The 24,755-nt window shown below is 37.9% G+C and carries 23 protein-coding genes, 1 tRNA gene and 1 pseudogene; 17 read left to right on the top strand and 8 right to left on the bottom strand.

The genetic code is table 11. The features are described 5' to 3' along the window. The first annotated feature begins 107 nt into the window (after positions 1 to 107). Both dnaB and alr read left to right on the top strand, forming a co-directional pair. Positions 108 to 1,487, top strand: coding sequence for a replicative DNA helicase (gene dnaB, locus RB214_RS13785; protein ID WP_309167564.1), 1,380 nt, complete (start codon positions 108 to 110; stop codon positions 1,485 to 1,487). After that, positions 1,487 to 2,566 (top strand): alanine racemase, encoded by a 1,080-nt coding sequence (gene alr, locus RB214_RS13780; protein ID WP_138489606.1) that lies wholly within the window; start codon positions 1,487 to 1,489, stop codon positions 2,564 to 2,566. The genes dnaB and alr overlap by 1 nt, the downstream gene beginning before the upstream one ends. A 31-nt stretch (positions 2,567 to 2,597) precedes the next feature. Here alr and RB214_RS13775 read toward each other — a convergent pair whose 3' ends face one another. Beyond that, positions 2,598 to 2,837, bottom strand: coding sequence for a DUF2960 domain-containing protein (locus tag RB214_RS13775; protein WP_002963045.1), 240 nt, complete (start codon positions 2,835 to 2,837; stop codon positions 2,598 to 2,600). A gap of 100 nt (positions 2,838 to 2,937) precedes the next feature. Here RB214_RS13775 and RB214_RS13770 point away from each other — a divergent pair, with 100 nt between their 5' ends. From RB214_RS13770 to RB214_RS13760, 3 genes are all read left to right on the top strand, one after another. After that, positions 2,938 to 3,189, top strand: coding sequence for a hypothetical protein (locus RB214_RS13770; protein WP_002963043.1), 252 nt, complete (start codon positions 2,938 to 2,940; stop codon positions 3,187 to 3,189). A 201-nt stretch (positions 3,190 to 3,390) separates the two neighbouring features. After that, complete coding sequence (gene pnuC / locus RB214_RS13765; protein ID WP_002963042.1) at positions 3,391 to 4,008, top strand: nicotinamide riboside transporter PnuC; 618 nt, start codon at positions 3,391 to 3,393, stop codon at positions 4,006 to 4,008. A gap of 3 nt (positions 4,009 to 4,011) precedes the next feature. Then, the gene (locus RB214_RS13760; protein WP_188162214.1) at positions 4,012 to 4,818 is read left to right on the top strand and encodes a phosphotransferase; all 807 of its coding nucleotides are present in this window, start codon (positions 4,012 to 4,014) and stop codon (positions 4,816 to 4,818) included. Positions 4,819 to 4,821: 3 nt separating this feature from the next. On the opposite strand, the gene RB214_RS13755 is transcribed toward RB214_RS13760, so the two are convergent. Beyond that, positions 4,822 to 5,004 carry a hypothetical protein gene (locus RB214_RS13755; RefSeq protein WP_024604886.1) on the bottom strand — a complete coding sequence of 61 codons (183 nt, stop codon included), beginning with the start codon at positions 5,002 to 5,004 and terminating at the stop codon, positions 4,822 to 4,824. A 400-nt stretch (positions 5,005 to 5,404) separates the two neighbouring features. Here RB214_RS13755 and RB214_RS13750 point away from each other — a divergent pair. The 4 genes from RB214_RS13750 to RB214_RS13735 all read left to right on the top strand — a co-directional run bounded on the left by RB214_RS13750 (position 5,405) and on the right by RB214_RS13735 (position 8,574). Beyond that, positions 5,405 to 5,481, top strand: a tRNA-Arg gene (locus RB214_RS13750). A gap of 221 nt (positions 5,482 to 5,702) precedes the next feature. Continuing rightward, positions 5,703 to 6,725 carry a site-specific integrase gene (locus RB214_RS13745; RefSeq protein ID WP_309167558.1) on the top strand — a complete coding sequence of 341 codons (1,023 nt, stop codon included), beginning with the start codon at positions 5,703 to 5,705 and terminating at the stop codon, positions 6,723 to 6,725. Between the two features lie 318 nt (positions 6,726 to 7,043). Then, entirely contained in the window at positions 7,044 to 7,616 is a 573-nt protein-coding gene (locus RB214_RS13740; RefSeq protein WP_309167557.1) for a hypothetical protein, read from the top strand. After that, positions 7,609 to 8,574, top strand: coding sequence for a hypothetical protein (locus RB214_RS13735; protein ID WP_309167556.1), 966 nt, complete (start codon positions 7,609 to 7,611; stop codon positions 8,572 to 8,574). The genes RB214_RS13740 and RB214_RS13735 overlap by 8 nt, the downstream gene beginning before the upstream one ends. Before the next feature lie 120 nt (positions 8,575 to 8,694). On the opposite strand, the gene RB214_RS13730 is transcribed toward RB214_RS13735, so the two are convergent. Continuing rightward, the gene (locus RB214_RS13730) at positions 8,695 to 9,579 is read right to left on the bottom strand and encodes a DUF3800 domain-containing protein (protein ID WP_309167554.1); all 885 of its coding nucleotides are present in this window, start codon (positions 9,577 to 9,579) and stop codon (positions 8,695 to 8,697) included. 556 nt (positions 9,580 to 10,135) lie between these two features. Between RB214_RS13730 and RB214_RS13725 the strand changes: the two genes are divergently transcribed. The 5 genes from RB214_RS13725 to RB214_RS13705 all read left to right on the top strand — a co-directional run bounded on the left by RB214_RS13725 (position 10,136) and on the right by RB214_RS13705 (position 16,760). After that, positions 10,136 to 11,602: an N-6 DNA methylase gene (locus tag RB214_RS13725; RefSeq protein WP_309167552.1), complete on the top strand. Its 1,467-nt coding sequence runs from the start codon at positions 10,136 to 10,138 to the stop codon at positions 11,600 to 11,602. Then, positions 11,602 to 12,876, top strand: coding sequence for a restriction endonuclease subunit S (locus RB214_RS13720; protein ID WP_309169022.1), 1,275 nt, complete (start codon positions 11,602 to 11,604; stop codon positions 12,874 to 12,876). Before RB214_RS13725 ends, RB214_RS13720 begins: the two co-directional genes overlap by 1 nt. Beyond that, complete coding sequence (hsdR, locus tag RB214_RS13715; protein ID WP_309167550.1) at positions 12,876 to 15,386, top strand: EcoAI/FtnUII family type I restriction enzme subunit R; 2,511 nt, start codon at positions 12,876 to 12,878, stop codon at positions 15,384 to 15,386. The genes RB214_RS13720 and hsdR overlap by 1 nt, the downstream gene beginning before the upstream one ends. A gap of 52 nt (positions 15,387 to 15,438) precedes the next feature. Beyond that, entirely contained in the window at positions 15,439 to 16,062 is a 624-nt protein-coding gene (locus RB214_RS13710) for a hypothetical protein (protein WP_309167548.1), read from the top strand. Between the two features lie 194 nt (positions 16,063 to 16,256). Beyond that, positions 16,257 to 16,760, top strand: coding sequence for a hypothetical protein (locus tag RB214_RS13705; protein WP_309167546.1), 504 nt, complete (start codon positions 16,257 to 16,259; stop codon positions 16,758 to 16,760). A 105-nt stretch (positions 16,761 to 16,865) separates the two neighbouring features. Here the strand turns inward: RB214_RS13705 and RB214_RS13700 are convergent, their stop codons facing one another. Next, entirely contained in the window at positions 16,866 to 18,443 is a 1,578-nt protein-coding gene (locus RB214_RS13700; protein WP_309167545.1) for a DUF3987 domain-containing protein, read from the bottom strand. 239 nt (positions 18,444 to 18,682) lie between these two features. On the opposite strand from RB214_RS13700, the pseudogene RB214_RS13695 reads away from it, so the two are divergent. Beyond that, positions 18,683 to 20,371 (top strand): annotated as a pseudogene (locus RB214_RS13695) (type I restriction-modification enzyme R subunit C-terminal domain-containing protein); the annotation flags it as partial. Positions 20,372 to 20,565: 194 nt separating this feature from the next. Here RB214_RS13695 and RB214_RS13690 read toward each other — a convergent pair. Then, positions 20,566 to 20,658 (bottom strand): AcrF10 family anti-CRISPR protein, encoded by a 93-nt coding sequence (locus RB214_RS13690; RefSeq protein ID WP_309167542.1) that lies wholly within the window; start codon positions 20,656 to 20,658, stop codon positions 20,566 to 20,568. A gap of 119 nt (positions 20,659 to 20,777) precedes the next feature. Here RB214_RS13690 and RB214_RS13685 point away from each other — a divergent pair, with 119 nt between their 5' ends. Next, positions 20,778 to 21,818: an IS481 family transposase gene (locus RB214_RS13685; RefSeq protein ID WP_138488686.1), complete on the top strand. Its 1,041-nt coding sequence runs from the start codon at positions 20,778 to 20,780 to the stop codon at positions 21,816 to 21,818. A 38-nt stretch (positions 21,819 to 21,856) separates the two neighbouring features. On the opposite strand, the gene RB214_RS13680 is transcribed toward RB214_RS13685, so the two are convergent. The 3 genes from RB214_RS13680 to RB214_RS13670 are packed head-to-tail and all read right to left on the bottom strand — an operon-like array spanning position 21,857 to position 23,513. Next, positions 21,857 to 22,075 carry an AcrF10 family anti-CRISPR protein gene (locus tag RB214_RS13680; protein WP_309167540.1) on the bottom strand — a complete coding sequence of 73 codons (219 nt, stop codon included), beginning with the start codon at positions 22,073 to 22,075 and terminating at the stop codon, positions 21,857 to 21,859. Between the two features lie 57 nt (positions 22,076 to 22,132). Then, a complete protein-coding gene (locus RB214_RS13675; RefSeq protein ID WP_309167539.1) occupies positions 22,133 to 23,254 on the bottom strand; it encodes an AAA family ATPase in 1,122 nt (373 codons plus the stop codon). A gap of 16 nt (positions 23,255 to 23,270) precedes the next feature. Next, positions 23,271 to 23,513 carry a helix-turn-helix domain-containing protein gene (locus tag RB214_RS13670; protein WP_309167538.1) on the bottom strand — a complete coding sequence of 81 codons (243 nt, stop codon included), beginning with the start codon at positions 23,511 to 23,513 and terminating at the stop codon, positions 23,271 to 23,273. A 120-nt stretch (positions 23,514 to 23,633) separates the two neighbouring features. Between RB214_RS13670 and RB214_RS13665 the strand changes: the two genes are divergently transcribed. Beyond that, the gene (locus RB214_RS13665; protein WP_309167536.1) at positions 23,634 to 24,566 is read left to right on the top strand and encodes a hypothetical protein; all 933 of its coding nucleotides are present in this window, start codon (positions 23,634 to 23,636) and stop codon (positions 24,564 to 24,566) included. The last annotated feature ends 189 nt before the right edge of the window (positions 24,567 to 24,755 follow it).

Raw genomic sequence — 24,755 nt, 5'->3', positions numbered from 1 at the left:
ATTCCCCATCACGATTACAAAAAGCAGGAAAGATTTCCTGCTTTTCTATTTGCACAGCCCCTGCAAGTCGATAGAATAGAGCCATTCAATTTTACTACTGTGAAGTTATGGCCAAACCAGATAAGCAAGTCGATACTCTTAAAGTTCCTCCCCATTCAATAGAAGCTGAACAATCTGTTTTAGGTGGCTTAATGCTTGATAACCAAGCTTTTGACCGCGTAGCTGAGCTTGTTGTATCACAGGATTTTTATACCCGCACGCACAAGTTAATTTTTGAGGCGATGACGGCACTTGCTGAGATTGGCGATCCGATAGATTTAATCACTATTTCTGAAAGTTTAGAAAAAAATAATAAACTTGCAGGTATTGGTGGTTTTGCTTACTTAGCCGAAATTGCTAAAAATACGCCAAGTGCAGCCAACATTGATGCCTACGCAAACATTGTACGTGAGCGTGCTGTTGTACGTGAAATGATTGGCGTGGCAAATGAAATAGCCGAAGCGGGTTTTAATACCGAAGGGCGTACTAGTCACGACTTACTCGACTTTGCCGAAAGCAAAGTATTTAAAATTGCCGAGCAACGTACAAAAAGTACGGAAGGCCCGCAAAGTATTCATAACATACTCGAAAAAACCGTTGATAAAATAGAAGAGCTTTATCAATCGCCACAAGATGGTGTAACGGGTGTAAGTACAGGTTATGCCGATCTTGATAAAATGACGACGGGCCTGCAACCATCTGACTTAATTATTGTGGCAGCGCGTCCTTCAATGGGTAAAACCACTTTTGCGATGAACCTTGCAGAACATGCCGCAATGACTCAAGACAAACCCGTGCTAATTTACTCGCTAGAGATGCCTTCAGAACAAATTATGATGAGGATGTTAGCGTCTCTTGGCCGTATTAACCAAACTAAGGTACGTACAGGTCAGTTGGATGATGACGATTGGGCGCGACTTTCATCAACAATGGGCTTGTTGATGAAAAAAGGCAAAATGTATGTGGATGATGCCTCGGGCTTAACACCTACCGATGTTCGCTCTCGTGCGCGTCGTATTGCGCGTGACCACGGCGGCATTAGTATGATCATGGTCGATTACTTGCAGCTAATGCGTGTACCTAGCCTTGCTGATAACCGAACGCTTGAAATTGCTGAAATTTCGCGTTCACTTAAATCACTAGCAAAAGAACTAAAATGTCCGGTTGTTGCGCTTTCGCAGCTAAACCGTACGCTAGAGCAACGTGCCGATAAGCGCCCAATTAACTCAGATTTACGTGAGTCAGGGTCGATAGAGCAGGATGCCGATTTAATCATGTTTATTTACCGTGACGAAGTTTACAACGAAGACAGTACTGATAAAGGTATTGCTGAAATTATCATAGGTAAACAACGTAACGGCCCAATTGGTAAAGTGCGTTTAACGTTCCAAGGTCAATTTTCTCGCTTTGATAATTACGCGGGACCAGCGGTAGATGACGATTACTAATGCGCTTAGCCACTGCTGAAATTAACTTAACGGCACTTGCGCATAATTTAGCGCAAGTTAAGGGCTTTGCACCTAACAGCAAGGTGATGGCGGTGCTAAAAGCAAATGCTTACGGGCATGGATTAGTAACGATTGCGCAGCATTTAAATAATGCTGACGCATTTGCTGTGGCACGTATAGATGAAGGGCTTGCCCTTCGAGCTGGGGGCTTAACAAAGCCAATTGTTTTACTAGAAGGCTTTTTTAACAAAGCCGACTTACCGATTCTGCTCGCCAACAATTTTCAAACTATTATTCACGATGAGTACCAATTAGCGGCGCTTGAAAAAGCAAAGCTAGATGCACCAATAACATGCTGGTTAAAAGTAAATACAGGTATGCATCGATTAGGTATTGCGCCAGAGCAGTTTGAAGCGTTTTATAACCGCTTACAAAAAACACCTAACGCTAAAAATACCGTTAATTTAATGACCCACTTTTCGTGTGCTGATGATGTTGATAATGCCAAAACGGTTCAGCAAATTACGTTGTTTGATAATTTAGTGAATGGCATTGACCAAGCGCATTGTTTATCAAATTCTGCTGGTATTATTGCCTGGCCAAGCGGTCATGGCGATTGGGTACGTCCTGGGCTTATGCTCTATGGTGTATCGCCAATGGCAAATAGTATTGGGCAGCAACACAAATTAAAACCAGTTATGCGCTTAACTACGCGCGTAATTGCAGTGCGTGATGTGCCTGCTAATGAGGCTGTTGGGTATGGTGGTCGTTGGAAAAGCGATAAACCAACCAAGTTAGCTGTTGTAGCTATGGGTTATGGCGATGGTTATCCTCGACATGCTAAAGAGGGGACACCGGTAATAATTGGTGAGCAGCGTTATGGTATTGTAGGAAGCGTAGCTATGGACATGATCAGCGTTGATATAGGTGCTAATGAGCATAATATTAAAGTTGGCGACAGAGTCACTATGTGGGGCCCTGAGCTACCAGTTGAAGAAATAGCACTGTGCGCTGATACTATTCCTTACGAGCTATTATGTAATATTACACCACGCGTAAGTTATGAGTATCAGCCATAGTTAGTTTTTAGCGTATACCAATTGGGTATAATTACTCTTTTATAAAGTAAATGTCGCTAAAGCCCATACGGGCAAACTCTTGGTCGCGAAAGTTACGAACAGAAGCAGACCCTTTTGAGGTCATTTCTATTTGGCGTACCATGTTTAAGTAATTTGTTAAATCAATACCCTCGGCAGCAGCAATAGCTTGATACATGTCGTGGTATTTATCTTTTGCGAAGTTAATTTCGCGCGGTTGGTTTTTAAATGTATACGTTATTCTGCGTGCCATAATAAGCTCAGTTAAATTGAGTGTTAGTATAATTTTACACTGTATTGAACTGGCATTGAATGATTTGTTTAAATCAAATAATTAAAAAGTAGAGTTTAAAATGAAATTATCAGTAGAGATCAGTAAATATCCACTTCACCAAGATTACATTCCGTTTATTAAAGGCTTTATTGACCGCTTAAACGAATACGAAAATTTAAAAGTGATTACTAATACGCTATCAACGCAAATTTTTGGTGATTATGATTTAGTAATGCAGGTGTTAAATACCGAAATTAAGCGCTCATATGAAGAATTTGGTAAAGCTATTTTTGTATGTAAGTTTCTCTCTGGCGACTTATCGCCTGAATAATCTATAATACCAATCTGCATAAATCTTTGATCAATTTAACGAATTAAATTGCACTAAAACGTCGTTAAAAATTTTTTATTTAGAACAACTAGATACAAAAATTTTTGCCTAGTTCTAGCGTAATTTCCTTAACGTTAAATAGACCCCGTATATAAGCAGATTGGTATAACAATCTGCACAACTAAACGGTAACTGCATAATATGGATTTTTTAACACAAACCTTAAGCGGTTTTACAGCAATGTCGCATTGGGAATACATTGCGGTAGGATTGTCGATGGCGTACTTATTATTGGCAATAAAGGAAAGCTTATGGTGTTGGCCAGCGGCATTTTTTAGCACGCTCATTTATACAATTATGTACTGGAATGGCGCATTGCTCATGGAGTCATTACTTAATTTTTATTATATGTATATGGCTGTGTTTGGATGGGTTGTATGGCGAAAAGGCAAAGCTGAAAATTTAAATATTACATCGTGGTCGATAAACCGTCATGCTGTTTTAATTAGTTTAACAACCGTAGCTGCAATTACAATTGGTTACGTTATGCAAAACTATACGCATGCCGATTTTGCTTATCTTGATAGTTTTACAACTTGTTTTGCCGTAGTAACTACTTACTTAGTTGCTAAAAAAGTCCTCGAAAACTGGCTGTACTGGATTGTAATAGATGCAGCTTCCATGTATTTATATTATGAAAAAGGCTATTACCCAACGCTTGCGCTCTTTATATTTTATACTATTATGGCAGCGTGGGGCTTTAAAACTTGGTACGAAGAGTACGAACAAAGCCAAGCTAAGCCGCTAGCTCAGCTTTAATTAATGATTGATCATCATCAGTTAGTAAAAATATGTAGTGCGTTTATAGAGCCTACGAGCGTTATTTCAAGCGAGCGACTACTTAATGGTTTTAGTAACGATAATTTTTTAATACGTACCAAACAACAAGGGTATTTATTAAAGTGTTATAAAAGCCATTGGCCAGCCATAGGGCTTGAAGCACAGCGTTTTTTAAGTGAGCTTAATATATGTCCTGCGCCTGTTTGGCTCGATAAAAAGAATAGCCGTGCGGTATTTAATTATATTGAAGGTAATACAGCGCAATCGGATATAACGCTTAGCTTTATTAATAAACTTGCTCAAGTGCACAATTACACAGTGTCTACTGCGCCAATGGATATAGCTAAAGAGCTGCATTTTTATCAAAGCACCGGCGTATATACGCAATATAAACCTCAAATAGAGCAGGCACTCAAAGTAGTTGCAGCCATGCAATTTGATGAAGGCTTTTGTCATAATGACTTGGTAAAAGATAACATTATTGTAAATGCTTCGGGCATGTATTTAATTGATTTTGAGTACGCGCAAACCAACGATGTATATTTTGATTTGGCAGCTCTTGCAGTGAGCTTTAATCTTAATGAGAGCAGCGAAAGTACATTGTTAAATAACTATAAAAATAGCGTTGATGAAACAAGTACGTTTTACCCATCAATAGATAAGCTAAATTACTATAAGCTGTTTTTTTTGGTGTTGTGTATTGCTTGGTATGAGGAGCGCAGCATAACTAGTAAATCTATAATGTTACGTGCGCAGCTAAATAAACTTGTTACTAATACTTTTTTATAAAAGTTACAAACCACCAAAGCGTTCAGCGAGCTCTTTGTACTTTGTTACTTCTGCGGCATCAAATTGTGGCTCGCCGTTTTCGTCTTCTGACTTAGCTATTAGTAAACTCTCGCGAGCAAGACGCTTAACACGCTCAACTTTTACACCTAAAAATTCAGCGGTTTGCTCAGTAGACATTAAACTCATTATTATTTCCTCGTATTAAACTAATCCTCACAGCGACAATCATAATTTTAATGTTACTAAACCGTTACTGTTTCTTATCTAATAAGAATAAATAGCGTGTTTTTAAGCCTTTGTGAAGTGTTTTATTTAAAACAGCTTAATTAATAAGCATATAAGCTGATCTTACTGGTATTTATTTAAAGATCTCTTTATCATTGCCAGTGCTAAAGCACTGATATCGCGAGTTGGTGTGGCGGCAACAAATGTGCTCTCGTGGTGAAATGGATATCACGTGGCCCTCCGGAAGGAGAGCTATAAGAAAGCGGGAGTACAGTAATAGTGGGCTTACAATACATCTTTGTAAGTTCACGTTACAACTAAAAGTTAGTACCCCTTAACGTTATAGTCCATGTTTTATTGGCCGCCCGTAGCTCAGCTGGATAGAGCGCACCCCTCCGGAGGGTGAGGTCAGAGGTTCGAATCCTCTCGGGCGGGCCATCTTCTCTTATAGTCCTTGGGACAGTTTAGGGACACTCAATATTGAGTGTTTCATATTGTCATCATTAGGACACTCTATGCTTTATTCAAAATCAACTTGCTTTACACGAATCCACATTAATTGTTGGGGCAAATTTTCAGTTTTTTTTGCCCCATTATTCCCTTCTTTTTTTTGCGATGATTCTCAGTATTGGTCTACTCAGTTGGTTTGGGGGTTATAAATGGCAACTATTAAAAAGCGTGAAAATGGTAAGTGGCAAGCAAAAATTAGGCGTAAGGGATATCCCGTACAATCAAAAACGTTTGTCACTAAAACTGAAGCGACAAAGTGGGCTCGCGATATTGAGTCTGATATGGATAAGTCTACCTTTAAGTCTACAAGTTTAGCTGAGCAGAAAAAAATGTCTGATGCGCTTGAAGATTACTGGACAGAGGAACTTACGGAAAAAAAATCAGCCAAAACTATTCGTTGTATGATCAATCGATTAAAGCTTGTTTTTGATGGATTAAGTTTGCTCGATGTTACTGTACATACCATGCGCGATTATAAAGCTTATCGACTTGAAAAAGTGCAGGGTGATACTGTTCGTAAAGAAATGGCTTTAATAAGTCGTATGTTTAAGTATGCAATAAATGAATGGGGAGTTTATTTACCGCACGGTAACCCTGTAATTCCAGTCTCACTTCCTGCAAAAGGTAAACAGAGAAATCGGCGTTTTAAAAGTGGTGAAGAAGAGCAATTAATTTCATATGCTAAAAAGTATCAAGGTATTATTCACGACATCATAATACTTGCAATCGAAACAGGTATGCGGCGTGGTGAAATGGCTAATGCGCGAAATAGGCAAGAACTTGAGAAATCAGGATATTGCTGTATTTGCTGGGAAGGGTTTAATGCAAAAGAGTCCACTCTTTTTTTAAAAGATACAAAAAATGGTGACAGTAGAGTTGTACCTTTGTCGCGACGAGCCAAAGAAATTATTTTAAAACAACCTAGAAAGCTAAATGGGCCTATTTTTGATATTTTAAGTGATTCGGTAGGACATGCTTTTAACAAAGTTGCTGAGCGAGCAGGGATTGATGACTTTAGGTTTCATGATCTTCGGCATGAGGCAACAAGTCGCTTGTTCGAAAAAGGCTTGCAAATGATGGAAGTATCAGCAATCACCGGCCATAAAGATTTAGCGAGCTTAAAGCGCTACACACACCTTAGAGCGACAGATTTGGTTAAGAAGTTGATGTAATATACATTATAACCGAGTGATTATCAGGTCTTATAATTGGTAATCACAACTATGTAATCGGATATTCTTCAACATACCTAAATATTATAGTGACACCTTCCAACTTCTAGTAATTAAAGAGGATATACGTTGCATGACATATCTCTTTAAATTTATTAACTGCGTGATCTTTTAAAATTTTTAACCCACTAAAGCCTATTGCATAGGCCGCTACACGGCGGGTTTTTGCAAAGCAAAAAAAAAGCAAAAAAAAACCCAAAAAAATTTGAAAAAAATAAAATGTGATATAATACGTTATAACGTATCTTGGGGGTGGTTATGAATAGTTGCATAGTAAATGATGAAAATCTCAAACTAGAAATCACAGATAAAGGACTTAAAAACCTTTTGTTGAATGAAGGCACTGAAAAAGTTATTTCGTATGTTTCTTCTGTTCTTAAAGAAAAGATTCTAGAGTTTCAAAGCATATCTGATTTTGAAGAACAGCTTAGAAACCATGCAAAGTTAAATAGATTAATACAAATACGTATGCTTCATGATGAAATCTTTAATGATGCTAAACATCAAGTCACAGTTGCTCCGGCAAAGATTAAACGGTGGGTATCTTTACTACATGAATTGGAATTATCAAATATTAGTAATAAAGAAATCGCTGTTTGTGCAAGCTTGTGGCTTGATAAAAATGCAAACATAGATTCAAAAGTGTTACAGGATATTTGTCATTCTCTAATGCTATTATCAACATGTTTCTTGTGCCAAAACGGTAATTTTATTGGGGATCAAAATTATTCTAATAATAAATTTATTAATTGCTTAGCAGATGTCGCAATTCAATCTGAAACGCGTGAACGATGTACTTCATTTGAAAGAAGGGAGGTTACTGATGAGTAATGTTAAAGCTTTTGCTGCTGTTCGTACTCACTATTATAAAGCGGATAAAGCATTCAATATATTGGATCACTCTAATGCTAAAAGAAACGGGTTTACGCGCTCAGCTAACGTAAATTCTGAGTTCAGCCATAACAACGTCGGTTTGTATGCAAAAGGCTGTAAGAACGGCACTGAGGCTCTTAATAAAGCATGCGCTCGTTACAAGGAGGTTACGGGTAAAAAAGCTCGAAAAGATTTCAATTTGTTGTTTGAACATATTGTTATATTAACTGAGTGCCAATACATTAAAATTGAGAAAAAATATGGAGATGTTAAAGCGAAGAAGCTTTTAGTTAATTACTTACGTAAATACGCAGTTCAAATAAGAAAGGAGTTTGGCTTTGAGCCAATAGGAATTGATTTACACCTTGATGAAGGACGTTATGAAGGAGGGCGATTTGTTCGTAACATTCATGCCCATGTATCCTTTTTTAACTACGATTTTAAAAACAAAGTAGCTCCCCTGCGTCATCTAATGGCAAAAGGGAAAAACTCAAAATCAAGAACTAATCAGCTCAATCCAAACTTTGAAAAGATGCAAGATATTGTTGCTAATACATTTAAACCACTTGGCTTTGAACGCGGGGAGTCAAAAAATGTTACTGGGCGTAAACATCTACAAAAAGAGAAATTTGTAAAAGAAAAGCTCAATGAAATGACGCAAACAGTCGAAGTACTTAATAGTCGTAATCAAGAGCTTGAAAGCCAGTTAACCTCACAAAAACTTAAGTCAGATCAGCTCTCAAATGAAATTCAGATACAAGAAACCAAAAAGAACTGGTTAGAAAGTAAAATTAGCAATCTTACTAATATGGCCGATGAGCTTGAGCTGGCAATTAAAAAGCGCTGCAAAAGAACACTGAGCTTTATTTCTAGGAAGGTAGCAAATACTTACAAATCACCGACTTTTAAAAGGTAATTGGAGTAAATAATTAGTGCAATCATTTACTAAGCCACCTAGGTTTAGGTAGAAAGATAATTAATTAAATGTTGAAGTATTTAATTAATTATCTTATAATCGGCGGCAGACCAATTAGGGTCACGCGTCGTCCGGTACGGCGGGACTTAAGCCACTTTTTAGTGGCTTTTTGTCTTTTAATGGCTCAGAAAAGCAATAGTACTTAACCCCCATAGTGTTTATATCTTCTACATGTGCATCAACAATCAGTTTTTTATCCATTAAGAATATGTAAGGTGGGTAACTTTTGTCATATCCCCCTTTGATTAATGGATACAACACAATATCAGCAAGCTGCATTAATCTACTTGCTTTTGTTTGGAATTTTACATTTTTGGTAACTAACTTAGACAACTCTTCTTGTAAAATAGGTGAGTAAGCAGAGCTACTAGCAACATTAAATTCCATACCTTGAGTGCGAAGTACATCATGATAGCCTTGGATTTTTTTGTCTTCTTTGCGTCCTGTTTTCTCTACATAAACAATCAGTTTAGTACCACCTACTGAACGAACAAATTTTACAGATCTTTCTATTAATATTTGATAAGCACTTCGGCAAAGCTGCCATTTATCATCATGAGAATTGCCATATCGATCACGGTACCCGGGTCGGTCAATCACACAAGCATGCGCAAATATTGGTAACTCTGAAATTAATTTGTTTAAGCCGCTATAAAATGATTTAGCGTTTTTTTCACATTTTAGCCATTCAAAATGGCTTTTTTTGCATCTAATTTTTGTTGAGTGTAAATGACGTTTAAAAGAGCCATCAGGGCATTCTAAACTTTGACTGATCATGAATTGCTTATGTTGCTCTTTAACATGCTCAACATCCGATTCAGCTATTAAAAAACCACCAAGGGCAAATGCATCTAAGCCATCATTTCTTACTAATTGCTTTTTATCAGGGCACGGTGAACCACTGTCATCAACAAATAAAAAAAAAGTTTTTTTGCTCGGGTGCATGATCAATCTCATTTGGCTCGGTATTTAGTTATAATACTACTGGATTATATTTAGGTAAATAAGTTTTGTTAGCTTTTCTGTATATTAGTTGTGGATAAGTGCTTTTTATCCACATCATTACTTTGTGTTTAGCGCTTAGGCACGGGTAGGTGCTTTTGAGGTGAGTTAACAAAGCATAAAGCATTGTAAATAATTCGAAAGTTCATATTGAACACACCAGCTTAGTATAATTATGAGGTAATACATTATAAAGTGTTATTACTCCCTTACTTTCAATATAATCAGTACAACGCTCAAAGCCGCAATTACTGACTGTGATGTGACAAATGTATTTAGTGCTTTAATAGCAATTTTATTTTTGGCTTAACCGCTTAGAACACAGTAATGTACTGGGTAATGTTGCTTGAGCAAAATACAATCATCGGTTATGTTGCTCAAGCATGGATGAGAATACTAAATACCACTTAAAGCCTTTAACGCATCAAATAGTAAGTGGCTAAAATAATTATATAAACATTTAAATAGGCTCTATAGCCTATGCAGGGATAAAACAATAATGTTTGAACAAACTTTTAAAAACATCGACGACATTTTCCATAAAGACTCAGGCTGTTCCAGCGAACTAGACTACACCGAGCAATCGTCGTGGATGCTATTTTTAAAATACCTTGATGATTTAGAGTTTACTAAGTCTCAAGAAGCCGAGCTAATGGCAGAAGACTACCAATATATTATTGATGAAGAATACCGTTGGAGTTCGTGGGCTGCACCGAAAACCGCTAAAGGTGAGTTTGATCACGACAAGGCCTTAACTGGCAGCGACTTAATGGATTTTGTCGATGGCAAGTTATTCCCTTACCTTAAAGGTTTTAAACTACGTGCCAAAGGCCCTGACACCATTGAATACAAAATTGGTGAGATATTTAGCGAGATCAAAAATAAAATTCAAAGTGGCTACTCACTTCGTGACGCGCTAGAGAAAGTAGACGAATTGCGTTTTCGTTCACAAGAAGAAAAACATGAGCTTTCTCACCTGTACGAAGTAAAAATTAAAAACATGGGTAACGCTGGCCGAAACGGGGGCGAGTACTACACACCACGCCCATTAATCCGCGCGATGATCGACGTATTACAGCCACAAATTGGCGAAACCATATACGACGGTGCCGCAGGCTCGGCGGGTTTCTTATGTGAAGCCTACGACTACCTCCGCCAAGGTGGTGCAAGCAACAAGCAGCTTTCAACCAGCGATTTAAAAACCCTGCAAGAAAACACTTTTTACGCCAAAGAGAAAAAGTCTTTGGCTTACGTTATCGCCATTATGAACATGATTCTACATGGCATCGAAGCACCTAACGTTATTCATACCAATACCCTGGGCGAAAATCTACAAGACATTACCCCAAGCAACCAGCACGATATTGTATTAGCTAACCCGCCGTTTGGTGGTAAAGAGCGCAAAGAAGTTCAGCAAAACTTCCCAATCAAAACCGGTGAAACCGCCTTCTTGTTTTTGCAGCACTTTATCAAAATGCTCAAGCCTGGTGGCCGCGCCGCTATTGTTATTAAAAACACTTTCTTATCGAATACCGATAACGCCGCCATTGCCTTGCGTAAAGAGCTATTAGAAAACTGTAATTTACATACTGTACTCGATTGCCCAGCAAAGACATTCTTAGGCGCTGGGGTTAAAACCGTGGTGTTGTTTTTCACCAAAGGGGAACCGACACAAAAAACGTGGTTCTATCAGCTTGAACCTGGCCGCAGCTTGGGTAAAACCAACCCGCTCAACGACAACGACTTAAAAGAATTTATCGAGTTACAAAAAGGCTTTGAAGCCAGTGCTAAGTCTTGGTCATTAACTACAACTGAACTGGATGAGGCAACATGGGATTTATCGGTAAAAAACCCGAATCAAGTGGAAGAAGCCCCACTGCGTGAGCCGAAAGAAATTATCGAAGAAATCATCGCGCTGGATAAAGAGAGCGAAGCGATTCTGAGTAATATTCAGGAGTTATTGTGATGGGGTGGTCTAAAGCTCAGCTAGCAGACTTGTGTGAGGTTTTTACTGATGGAGACTGGATTGAAAGCAAGAGCCAGTCCTCGGAAGGGGTTCGCCTAATTCAAACCGGTAATGTTGGTGAAGGTAAATTTAAAAACAGACCTGATAAATCTAGGTTCATTTCTGAGGAAACTTTTGATCAGCTAAAATGTTGTGAAATATTTGAAGGTGACTGCTTGGTCTCACGTTTACCTGACCCCGTTGGGCGCTCCTGTATTCTTCCTAAATCGGAAGATAGGATGATAACGGCTGTTGATTGCACGATTCTTCGTTTCAAAAAAGATAAGTTGATTCCTGAATTTTTTAATTATTTTTCACAATCATCTATATATCTGAATAAGGTTGAGTCATTAACTTCAGGAGCAACTAGAAAGCGTATTAGTAGAAAAAACCTTGGATTAGTTGATATTCCTACGCCCCCTATTTCAGAGCAAAAACGCATCGTCGACATTCTCGATCAAGCTTTTGCCGATATAGAACAAGCCTGCGCTAAGACCGAGCAAAACCTTAAAAACGCCCGCGAACTATTTGAAAGCTATTTGCAGCAAGCATTTAGTAATCAAATTGACAATTGCATGGTTCGTTCCATGTCAGATAAAACATTGCTAACAATGATTGATGGGGATCGAGGGAAGAACTATCCAAAGAAATCAGAGTTTCTTTCGGAGGGGCATTGTTTGTTTTTGAGTACTAAAAATGTTCGTTCAGATGGCTTTTTATTTGAGCAAAAAATGTTTATAGATGAAGAACTTGATTCTCTGTTGAGAAAAGGAAAATTAGAGAGAAATGATGTTGTGTTAACTACTAGAGGTACTATTGGTAATTTAGCTTTATACGATGACACTGTTGATTATGAGAACATTCGTATTAATTCAGGCATGTTAATTCTTAGACCTAATGTTGCAGAAATCCTGCCTTCATATTTATTTGAGATAATGCGATCAGAAATAATACGTAGTCAAATAGAAGCTAAAGTTTCAGGTGCTGCTCAGCCTCAACTTCCTGTGAATACATTGAATACATTCACTTTCCCAGTACCACAGTTATTGGGTGATCAGTTAAAAGCTGTAGAGTTAATTAGGGAGGCAGAGGTAACAATTAAAAAATTAATTAGAATTTATAATGACAAACTAGCTTCTTTAGGCGAACTTAAAAAATCTATCTTACAAAAAGCCTTCTCAGGTGAGTTAACGAAAACGCTTGAAGGTGAAACAAGCAAAGGAGCAGTGGCCTAATGTCACAAGCAAGGACGCGTAACGAAGCCGACACCAGAGCGGATTTAATCGACCCTAAATTAGTTGCTGCCGGTTGGGGTGAAGTTGATAACAGCTTTATTCGCCGCGAGCTTATTTGCCCAGGCCAAATTATGGCGGGTGGCAAACGCGCTAACAAAGTGCCTTGCGATTATGTGTTGGTATACAAAGGCCGTAAGCTTGCCGCAGTAGAAGCAAAAAAAGAAAGCCTTACTTATAGCGAAGGTGTGCGCCAAGCCAAAGACTATGCACAACGCCTGCAATGCCGTATTGCTTATGCCACTAACGGCCATGATATTTACCAGATTGATATGCTTACAGGCATTGAGACGCTGGTAGATGAATACCTGTCTCCGCAAGTGCTATGGGATTTAACCTTTGAGCAAAAAGGCGATACGCCAGAAGCGGATTATACGACAGCTTGGCGTGATGCGTTCTCTACCATTCCCTTTGAAGCCAAAGGCGATTGGGCACCGCGTTATTATCAAGAAAACGCCATTCACAATGCCCTTGAAGCCATTGCCCAAGGCGAACCTCGAATTTTGCTAACGCTTGCTACCGGTACGGGTAAAACGTGTATTGGCTTTCAAACCGCGTGGAAGTTATTTCAAACCCGCTGGAGCTTAACCGCGCAAAAAGACATTAGCCTTGCTAAAAAGCGCCCGCGTATTTTGTTTTTGGCCGACCGTAATATTTTAGCCAACCAAGCATTTAACGATTTTGGCTCATTTGGTGAAGACGCCATTGTGCGTATCACTCCTGAAGATATTCGCAAACGAGGCGGCGTTCCTAAAAATGCGAGTGTGTTTTTTACAATTTTTCATACTCTTATGTGTGGGCCTAAAACCGAATTAAAAGAAGCCACAACAGAAGAAGATGAAAATACACCAATCAAAAAGGCAGAAAACCCGTATTACGAGCAATACCCAGCTGATTTTTTTGATTTAATTATTATTGATGAATGTCACCGTGGTGGTGCGAACGATGAAAGTGCATGGCGTGATATTCTTAATTACTTTGCCCCTGCTGTGCAACTGGGTTTAACCGCCACACCAAAGCGTACCGATAACGCTGATACTTATGGTTACTTTGGCGAACCAGTTTACAGCTACACATTAAAAGAAGGTATTAACGATGGCTTTTTAACGCCATTTAAAGTGTTACCCATTGTTGGCACTATGGATGAGTACAAGTACATAGAGGGGGATGGTGTTGTTGTAAAAGGCGATCCTGAGCCTGGTAAACTGTATAAAGAAGGTGACTTTAACCGCATTATTACCATACCTCAGCGCGAAGAGCGCCGTGTGCACTATTGGATGGATCGCTTTAATCCTAAAGAAAAAACCATCGTGTTTTGTGCAACACAAGTTCATGCAGGTATGGTACGCGATTTTATTAATCAGTACGCAGTTAAAAAAGGCTGGACCACCAACACTAACTATTGTGTTCGTGTTACTGCTAACGATGGTGTAGCGGGTGAAAATGACTTAAAAACCTTTTGTGATAACGAAAAAACTACTCCGACAATTTTAACCACATCACGCAAACTCTCTACCGGCGTAGATGCTCGTAATGTTCGCAATATTGTGCTTATGCGCCCTTGTAACAATATGATTGAGTTTAAACAGATCATAGGCCGAGGTACTCGTACATACGATGGCAAAGACTACTTTACCATTTACGATTTTGTAAAAGCCCATCATAACTTTGCTGACCCAGCTTGGGATGGAGAGCCTATACCTAGCGAAGTATGCCCTGAGTGCGGCACAACTCCATGCCAATGTGAAGACACTGGTGGCGATGGTGCCGGTGAAAAGAAACCCTGTAAAGTGTGTGAACAAAAGCCATGTGTTTGTGAAAAGCCAGAGCCTGAAGGCTGTGATAAATGTGGCGAAAGGCCATGTATATGTGAAAAGTTAGAAATTAAGCTCTCAGACGGCCGTACACGACAAATTAAGCATATTTCCTCGGCAATGTATTGGAGTGCTGAAGGCAAGCCCATTACAGCTAAAGAGTTTGTTGAACGTATGTTTGACGACTTACCGCGCTTTTTTGAAAACGAAGACCAACTACGTGAAATTTGGAGCGACCCAACCACTCGCGAAAAGCTATTAGAAGACTTAACCGAAGCGGGTTACGATAGCGAAAAACTCGATAGCATGAAAGCCGTAATTGATGCACAAGACAGCGACGTATACGATGTTTTATCCTACGTAGCCTATGCCGCAGAAGCACAAACCCGCACCGAGCGAGCCCAACAAGCAAAACCTAAAATAAACTCAGCGTTTAGCGATTATAAACAACAAGAGTTTATAAACTTTATATTAAGTAAATATATTGAAGACGGCGTTCAAGAACTGGCACCTAAGAAAATGCGTAGCCTAGTAGAGCTTAAATACAACACCATTAACGACGCCGCCATTGAGTTTGGCTCACCAGCCGCGATACGCGACACATTTATAGGTTTTCAGAAGTATTTATATGCAAGGTAATTACTAGAACCGGCATATAAAACTATGGATATTTAATTAAGTAAGGGAATATATGAAGTACGAGTTTACTGAAAAAGAAACTGAGATTGATGTTTTAGGGTGGACGACACTATTTGTTTATGACTTTTGGGTTAAAGGTAAAAATTTAGCGGAAATAAAAGCAATTATATTAGAACAGACGGCGAGAAAAAATAAAAAAGATAGCGATTTTTATACTCATACTGAGCAATATATTGAAAATACATACAACTTATTACTGGAAGATAATGAAAAGTGCCTGCATGCAGCTAAAACAATGTGTTGTTATTTAGCTGTTTTTACGGCTAAAAAAGTTGTTAATACTAGAGATGTTAAGCAAACTCATAAGCTGAAATATACTTTGTCTGAACTACAAAGAATTGGTACTAAATTGGGGGTTTTTAGCGAGAGTACCTCAAGCTCATACACAAAAGATGATGTTCAAGCCAATGATCAACTTTTAATTGATGAGATAAAGCGTCATGAAGATAAAATTTCTGACGAAAATGAACTTTCAGCTGAGAGCTGCTCAAAGCTTATGAAAGTAACTGAGCAAGTGATATTACATCGGCAGAAAGCAGATAGACAAGGAGCTAAAAATACTCTAATTCTATGGGTGATAATAATCGGAGCTATTATTGTTATTAGTAGCTCTTAACAAGCTCTAATATACATTGCGGCTTGTTTATTTGGTCAGCTTAGGTTGACCACATAGATTATAAAACCTAGAGGTAGTCTCAACGTAGCCGTTTCAGGACCTGTAAAGTCATATTGTATTAACTTAATATAGGTTTTCATTAAGGTAGTTACAGATAACTGTTCTATTTCATTTGAATAATTAAGAGGGAAAGTATGGCTAAGATTCCACATCCTAAAGAGCTGAATCCAAGACCTGAAATACCTACTTTTGATAGGCTGTTTGACACAGCTTGTTATAGTGGTCTTGATTTCACGCTGGCCATGTTTATGCCGGCTGTATTACAGGAGCAGTTTGAAACTATTTATTTCATTGGTGAGCATGGGGTTGCTATAGATATCTCTGAAGAAGATAGAAATGAAAAGGCTGAGTTAGTTAAGGACAATCACAGTAGGGAACAGCGTGAGGTTATTAAAAATAAGTATATAGAAAAACGAAAAATTAAAAGAAATATAGTTTTATCCGATTTGGAACATATATTATTGGTTATGACCGCTGGTAAAAACCTTGATGATTATAATGCCTATGAAGCAATGAAACTGTTAACTGAAGCACTGGAATTAGCTGAGCATACCTACCCATTATTAATGACTAATTTTGAACCGTCTTTGGGAGACCCCAGTGATGTAGATTTGAGTTTTCATCCCAGAAGAGTTTAACAGCATACTTAAGTTTCCCAATCTAGTTATAGAAATATAATTGACAACTGACATGACAGACAATTTTAAGGATGGCGGTAATGGCAGTTGTCATTGTGTTACTCATCAGCTGATGTTAGGGTTTTTCAAAAATCTTTCCATAGATCTTTGACCTTGCTGAGTTAGATTGATTTTTCTAATGTATCCCTTGGCTTCGAGTTGCTGTAATACTGTTCTGCATTGCTCCGATGTTTTGAGTCCTGTCCACCCTTTCCGTTGCAGATCTCTGAGTGAGAATTGCGTTGGAAGTCTTTCTAACTTGCTGATAAGTTGGTTTATTGTACTTGAATCGTTTGTTTTAGATATGAACTCTTGAATGCTGCGATTATGAGAAAGTAAAAGTTCAGAGAAGGAAATCGCTTGATTCAGTGAAGAGCAAGATACTTCGTGACCTGGTAAGAAGGTCTTATATTCTGTACAAGATTCTGCATCAGTCATAAGTTGAAATATTAAGCTTAATTTTGCTACTAAAGATGGATGCTTACCCATCACCGATTGCATTTTGCTATCAGCCTTGACAGTATCTTCAACTTGTTTTTCTGCCCATTTGTTCCAAATCAATTGAGCCTCAAGAGTGAAATTTGCGCAAATCTTAATATTATTCTCTTTTATAGAAGCCAAACAACAAAATATATGTTCCCAATTTTTTTGTAACCCTTCTGTTGGCACTGTGTCAGTATAAGTTCCATGAAGTTGAGCAATAGTACTAAGTTGAAAACGTTCATAAAACCCGTCATTGCTTATACCATTACTTCTACCTTTCAGCAGAGGTTTAAGCATATCCGGTTGAATGCTACCCAAAATACCAATGTGCATTTCGTCTATCTGAACTGGGGCTCTTGATATCCGTTTTTGTATATATGAATTATTACCGTCAAAGCCTTCTGTATAGATTGATTTATCATTTGTATTTTCGGATTGCATTATTTTTGAGAGCCACCCATGGATCTCATCTCTTACAACTAAACAACCGTTAGGGTTTGATTTTAAATGTACTAGTAATGCCTCTGTAGTACAGTCATTAATAATTACATCTCTCTGTGGCTCAATTGAGTTCTTTATTTTTTCAGCTTGCTCTAGAAGTATTTTGGCGCTTTCTTCATCATTTACATCCATAGCTTCGTTAGCTTGAGCGAAAAGAGCAGCAGCTTTTTTTTCTTTAATTAAAGCATCATTTGCTCTGATAAGGTTATTCGGGTTGATTACTTCATTTTGGGCTAGTTTGAGCAGTTGTATTCCGACCTTTAGTGTTGGACTTTTCAGGTTTGAAGGCTCTGCAATATTTAAACACCACAATGCTTGCCCGACAGACCACTTTTTATCGTATTGCTTGGGGGTGATTTTACAGCTAGTCCCAATTAACGCAGAGGCACATGCTAAGATAGGGCCGACAACAAACTCTGGAGAAGCATTATTGAATCTGTACGCTTGATCTTTACTGTATTCAAATAAATTACTTGGGAGCATTTTATCATTAAGCTCATGAACAGATGAATGGCAGGGTTCTATTTGTGTTGAAGTTGGCCAAGGTTTTTCTGTTTCATGTACTACTTTTTCTATAGTTCTATCGACTTTATCCATCCTTTTATTACGCGAGTTAAAAACGTTTGAAATTGCGAAAATGACTTTCGTTGCGTACTTCATAGTGAGTTCCTTGTTTCACTGTTCATATTCGAAAGTAACGTATATCAAAAAATAATTTTTGTTGACTTATGCATATATCATTTTGAAATAAGCAAGTATCTTTTTGTTATATTTGGTTCAAAGTTTTATATATTAAGTAAAGATTCTATGCTTGTTACTTTGCGACAACCGACATTACTGACTCGTATTCACATAGTCAGTAATGTCGGTTATTTTAATATATGCACATATTTACATTTAGTGAATTAAAAGAAGCCACAAAAGAAGAAGACGAAAATGCGCCAATTAAAAAGGCAGAAAACCCGTATTACGAGCAATACCCAGCTGATTTTTTTGATTTAATTATTATTGATGAATGTCACCGTGGTGGCGCAAATGATGAAAGTGCTTGGCGTGATATTCTTAATTACTTTGCCCCCGCTGTACAGCTAGGCTTAACCGCAACACCCAAGCGTACCGATAATGCTGATACCTATGGTTACTTTGGCGAACCCGTTTACAGTTATACTCTAAAAGAAGGCATTAACGATGGCTTTTTAACGCCATTTAAAGTGTTACCCATTGTCGGCACTATGGATGAGTACACTTATATAAAGGGTGATGGAGTTATTGTAAAAGGCGACCCTGAGGCTGGTAAACTGTATAAGGAAAGTGATTTTAACCGCATTATTACCATACCTCAGCGCGAAGAGCGCCGTGTACACTATTGGATGGATCGTTTTAATCCTAAAGAAAAAACCATCGTGTTTTGTGCAACACAAGTTCATGCCGGTATGGTACGCGATTTTATTAATCAGTACGCAGTTAAAAAAGGCTGGACCACCAACACTAACTATTGTGTTCGTGTTACTGCTAACGATGGTGTAGCGGGTGAAAATGACTTAAAAACCTTTTGTGATAACGAAAAAACTACTCCGACAATTTTAACCACATCACGCAAACTCTCTACCGGCGTAGATGCTCGTAATGTTCGCAATATTGTGCTTATGCGCCCTTGTAACAATATGATTGAGTTTAAACAGATCATAGGCCGAGGTACTCGTACATACGATGGCAAAGACTACTTTACCATTTACGATTTTGTAAAAGCCCATCATAACTTTGCTGACCCAGCTTGGGATGGAGAGCCTATACCTAGCGAAGTATGCCCTGAGTGCGGCACAACTCCATGCCAATGTGAAGACACTGGTGGCGATGGTGCCGGTGAAAAGAAACCCTGTAAAGTGTGTGAACAAAAGCCATGTGTTTGTGAAAAGCCAGAGCCTGAAGGCTGTGATAAATGTGGCGAAAGGCCATGTATATGTGAAAAGCTTGAAATAAAGCTCTCAGACGGCCGTACACGACAAATTAAGCATATTTCCTCAGCAATGTACTGGAGCGCTGAAGGGAAGCCTATTACAGCTAAAGAGTTTATTGAACGTATGTTTGACGACTTACCACGCTTTTTTGAAAACGAAGATCAACTACGCGAAATATGGAGTGACCCAACCACTCGCGAAAAGTTATTAGAAGATTTAACTGAAGCGGGCTACGACAGTGAAAAGTTATTAGAAGATTTAACTGAAGCGGGCTACGACAGTGAAAAGCTCGATAGCATGAAGGCCGTAATTGATGCTCAAGATAGCGATGTATACGATGTTCTATCGTACGTAGCCTATGCCGCAGAAGCGCAAACACGCACCGAGCGAGCTCAACAAGCTAAACCTAAAATAAACTCAACGTTTAGCGATTATAAACAACAAGAGTTTATCAACTTTATATTAAGTAAATACATTGAAGACGGCGTTCAAGAACTGGCACCTAGAAAAATGCGCAGTCTAGTAGAGCTTAAATATAACACGATTAACGACGCCGCCATTGAGTTTGGATCACCAGCCGCGATACGCGACACATTTATAGGTTTTCAGAAGTATTTATATGCAAGGTAGTTAAATTTATAAAAAGAAGTGTACAAATAATTACTTACTCTTACCCTTGCTTAAGCAAGGGTAAGAGTAAGTAATTATTTTAATCTGAATACGAATAGTGAAGTTTATTTTTCAGTCGTTTATCTAACGTGAATCTAAAAATGAAAATGCCTATTTTTTCCATAGCACAGGCATTTTCTGTACTAAAGTCAGACTCAATCTAATTGTAGTGATTTTTCAACAGCTTCGATTACTTCATGAAACGGAACATAATCAATAGACGGCATTAGCGAAGATTTATCGCTCATATCAAATACAGTGTATTAGTTCAGACAAGATCTGACACATCAACTTGAAAAAGTGAGAGTTACCCGTTTTGATAAAAGGTGTCGAATCTTTAAATCAAAACATATAAGAGGTAACTCTCATGCTACATACTAACAATCCAATTATTAAACACAAAGCGGGTTTACTTAATCTTGCAGAAGAACTTGGCAACGTATCAAGAGCCTGCAAAGTGATGGGCGTATCCCGTGATACATTTTATCGATATCAAGAACTCGTCGAAGACGGTGGACTTGATGCGTTAATTGATAAAAGTCGTAGAGCGCCAAACTTAAAAAATAGAGTTGATGAAGCAACTGAACAAGCCGTCATTAAATACGCTGTCGATTATCCAGCTCATGGCCAACACAGAACGAGTAATGAACTCAGAAAACAAGGCGTATTCGTTTCTGGCAGCGGTGTTCGTTCAATATGGCTACGTCATGACCTAGAGAACTTCAAAAAGCGTCTCAAGGCACTAGAAAATAAAGTTGCTAACGAAGGTATCATTCTCACCGACGCTCAAGTAGCTGCGCTTGAAAAGAAAAAACATGATGACGAAGCGTGTGGTGAAATTGAAACGGCTCACCCAGGTTATCTAGGCTCTCAAGATACATTTTACGTGGGTAATCTCAAAGGCGTTGGGCGTATCTACCAACAAACCTTCGTTGATACATACAGCAAAGTAGCGTTCGCTAAGCTCTACACCACGAAAACGCCAATTACTGCGGCTGACATACTCAACGACAAAGTACTGCCGTACTTCGAACAGTACGAGCTTCCCATGCTACGTATTCTAACCGATAGAGGCACTGAATATTGTGGCAAAGTCGAACATCATGATTACCAGTTATATCTGGCTATTAATGATATCGATCATACAAAAACCAAAGCTATGTCACCGCAAACAAATGGTATCTGCGAACGCTTCCACAAAACGATACTCAATGAATTCTATCAAGTTACATTCCGTAAAAAGCTATATAGCTCATTAGCGGAATTGCAAAAGGATCTGGACGAATGGATGATTTATTACAATAATGACCGAACTCATCAAGGAAAAATATGCTGTGGCAGAACGCCATTAGAAACTTTATTAGATGGAAAATTGATCTGGGCTGAGAAAAATTTAGCTCAAATCTAGACTGACAGTCACCGATTAAAAAACGGGTAACTGTCAGATCAAGTCTGAGCTAGTACAAATACAGAACAAAGTTCACTCTCCATATTAATACAAATATTACTATCCGTTGTTTCTATAGATTCAAAATCACCATCGTTATCGTAGTTGATGTGCTCTGATAACTCAATGGTACCTTTATTGGTTACAAGATCGAATGTTACCATGTCAAAATCAGTGATAGTTTCGATACGTGCATTTTCAATGTAGAATTTAGTCATATTAAGTTTCGCCTTTTTGAGTTTATCTTTGGTGTAATAATAAAGCATACTCACTCATTAAGTTATGAGTGAGTATGCTTTATTACGTCCAGATTTCTGCTCTAATATTTTACCTTCGCTTATTAATTCTCTGCATGATGTTGAGATATTTTTCTTTACAGTACCGATGCGTAATCTTGGCATTTTAGATTCGTATGCATCATTTAAATCAGATTGATCTACATATTCTTTATCTGAATCCTTCAAGGAAGAAATAATAAAGTCTTTTGCACAATTGCTCGAGCTACTGCCCATTTTTTGAACACTTATCACTTCATCAAGTACTAAAGTTGTGAGTGTATTTCCAAAGTTATCCTCTATATCTAAAGATCTTTCACTAAAGTCGAGCATATGAGACACATTTGTTGATGAGTCTTTTGATTTAGTTAAAGTTAGTTTTGTTGAAATTTTTTCCTCCGCGTCAAATGAATTTCGTTTTTCTCTTTTCGTTTCCATAATGAAATCAACGTTCCCATATAAAGCGGTACTACCCCTATACTTGCCTTCCTTGTTTTTGTGATGAATATTTAGCACTGTTATATTGTGTTTTTCAGAGATTTCTTTGCAAATGTTTATATACCTAGCGATATCCCCAGCGCTGTTTTCATTAATACCTGCGCTACATTGTGAAAATGTATCTACTATAAGTAGTTTAGGGCTTTCACCGAGAGTAATTTTTAATTCATTTAGCAAATCGTGTAGCATTTCTACTTCATTCTGAATTAACATTGCAATTGGGCGATTAATCGTAACTATTTTGTCTTCAACATTTGTACAATGTTTATCCTCGATAGCTTTGATTCTTTTAGGAAAACTGTTTGAGCCCTCTGCGCATATAATAACAACAGGTCCTTTATTTACTCGAAGATCACCAAAAGATATTCCTGTAGCCAGATTAAAAGCCCACTGTGCTACCAAAAAAGATTTTAAATCTTGCGAGTCACCAAAAATAAAGCCTACGGAACGGCTCGGAACATAATTTTCGATTAACCATTCAGTCCCATTTTTCCATCCTAGACTACCGAAAGAGAGTGCCAGTGGGCTTTTAATTCTTTTCCTTAAATTTACAATTTTTGTCCACAAAATAAGTTCTTTGCAAGATATTAGCTTTTTGAAAGTACCGCTAACAAAACGTTTCATAATAAATATCCTCTTATCAAATTCGATTAATAGTTTTTTTTGCGGTGATGATTACTTTTGGAGTTTTATCTTTCATTTCAGAAAGCTTGTGTTCAACCCATCCATCAATTGCACATTTTGGCCATAGCCTTCTTCTTCCAATCTTTATGCTTTGCGGGATATCGACTCCATCTCCGCCCTTATTTATTGTGTTGTAAACTTGTGCTTTGCTTGTGCGAAGGAAAGTTGCTAACTCACCAGCTGTAAATAATTTATCCATTTATTAATCTCATCTTTGATTTATGTGCTGCGATAAGGTGTATTCTTACAGAGATAATTAAAACTAACAGAGGCATTATTTATAATAATTTTGCCCCAACTTTTCTATAAGGAAAGTGATATGTACAAAATATTTGGGAAGTTGAGAACACAGTATTGGTATTGGTTCGTGCGAGATCAGTTAATTGGACTTGAGCTGGAAGAGCGTATAAATAGTAATAAGCGAGAGAAGTTTAATCAGTTGAAGAAAAATCCGACTCTTCGTTATATTTACTCAAGTAATAAAATGGGTCAAAAGCTGCGTAAACTATCACCGTTCTCAAACTTTGATTCAGAGTTTTTGAGTAATGGTAATAAATATAAAAATGGAACAAGGGTGGCACCTGAGCAATTAGTAAAGCGTATTGACCAAGTGATACCAGGAAGTATGCTTGCTTATGAGGAGGGGCCTCAGAAATTATTCTTAATTATTGAAAGTAAAAGTCTGCTCGAAATAGTTTATAAGGTAGCAATTCAACTATTAATAATTTGCAATAGTAATGATAAAGCATTGCTTGAGGATAAAGTTTTATTTTCTTTAGTTAACTCTTTATCTAGTGAAGTGAATCTCAGTGTCTTTGGCGGAGCTGTTAGAGTATTTAAGGCAGTGGATAATATTATCAACCACTTATTTCCAGATAATAAATGGGATCAATTTATCTCAGTAATTTATATTGAAAAGATAGAGTTACATGAGTTAGAAACAAAGTATTTTTATCAGCCAAAATATTTTGAACTTAAAGAATTAGCTCCAGTTTTAATTGGCTATGGCTTTTTTATGGCTAAATACTTTTCTCAAGGTTATTCATTAGCTAGAGTGTGTTATGAAGAGCGATACTTATCCTTATTAAATAAAGCTTTTCTAATTAAAGAAGATTTTTGGCGATTAGAAACTAAGAAAAAAGTTAAACTTTCTAAAAGTGAACTTGAGATTCAAGACTTGTTTCAAGGAGCTAATTACATGGGCGCCCCCAAATTTTTTGCAGAACCAAATTCCAAGCTTAGTGAAGGTTGACTTATTACAGAGTAGGGACAATACTGGGACACTGAGACAATTAAATGGAGTTATCTTAAGTTAACTCCATTTAATTCAAGTTAACGAAGTTCCGAGGCTGTAAGAGAATAACATCCTAATAATAGACTGCCTATTAGCCCTCCGGAGGCTGAGTTGTAGGTTCGATCCCTACCGAGAGCGCCATTTGCT

Source organism: Pseudoalteromonas sp. HL-AS1 (assembly GCF_031198785.1).
In the GTDB taxonomy this organism is placed as follows: domain Bacteria; phylum Pseudomonadota; class Gammaproteobacteria; order Enterobacterales; family Alteromonadaceae; genus Pseudoalteromonas; species Pseudoalteromonas distincta.
Note: the sequence above shows the minus strand (reverse complement) of the source record. Positions and strands in the feature narration are given on the sequence as shown.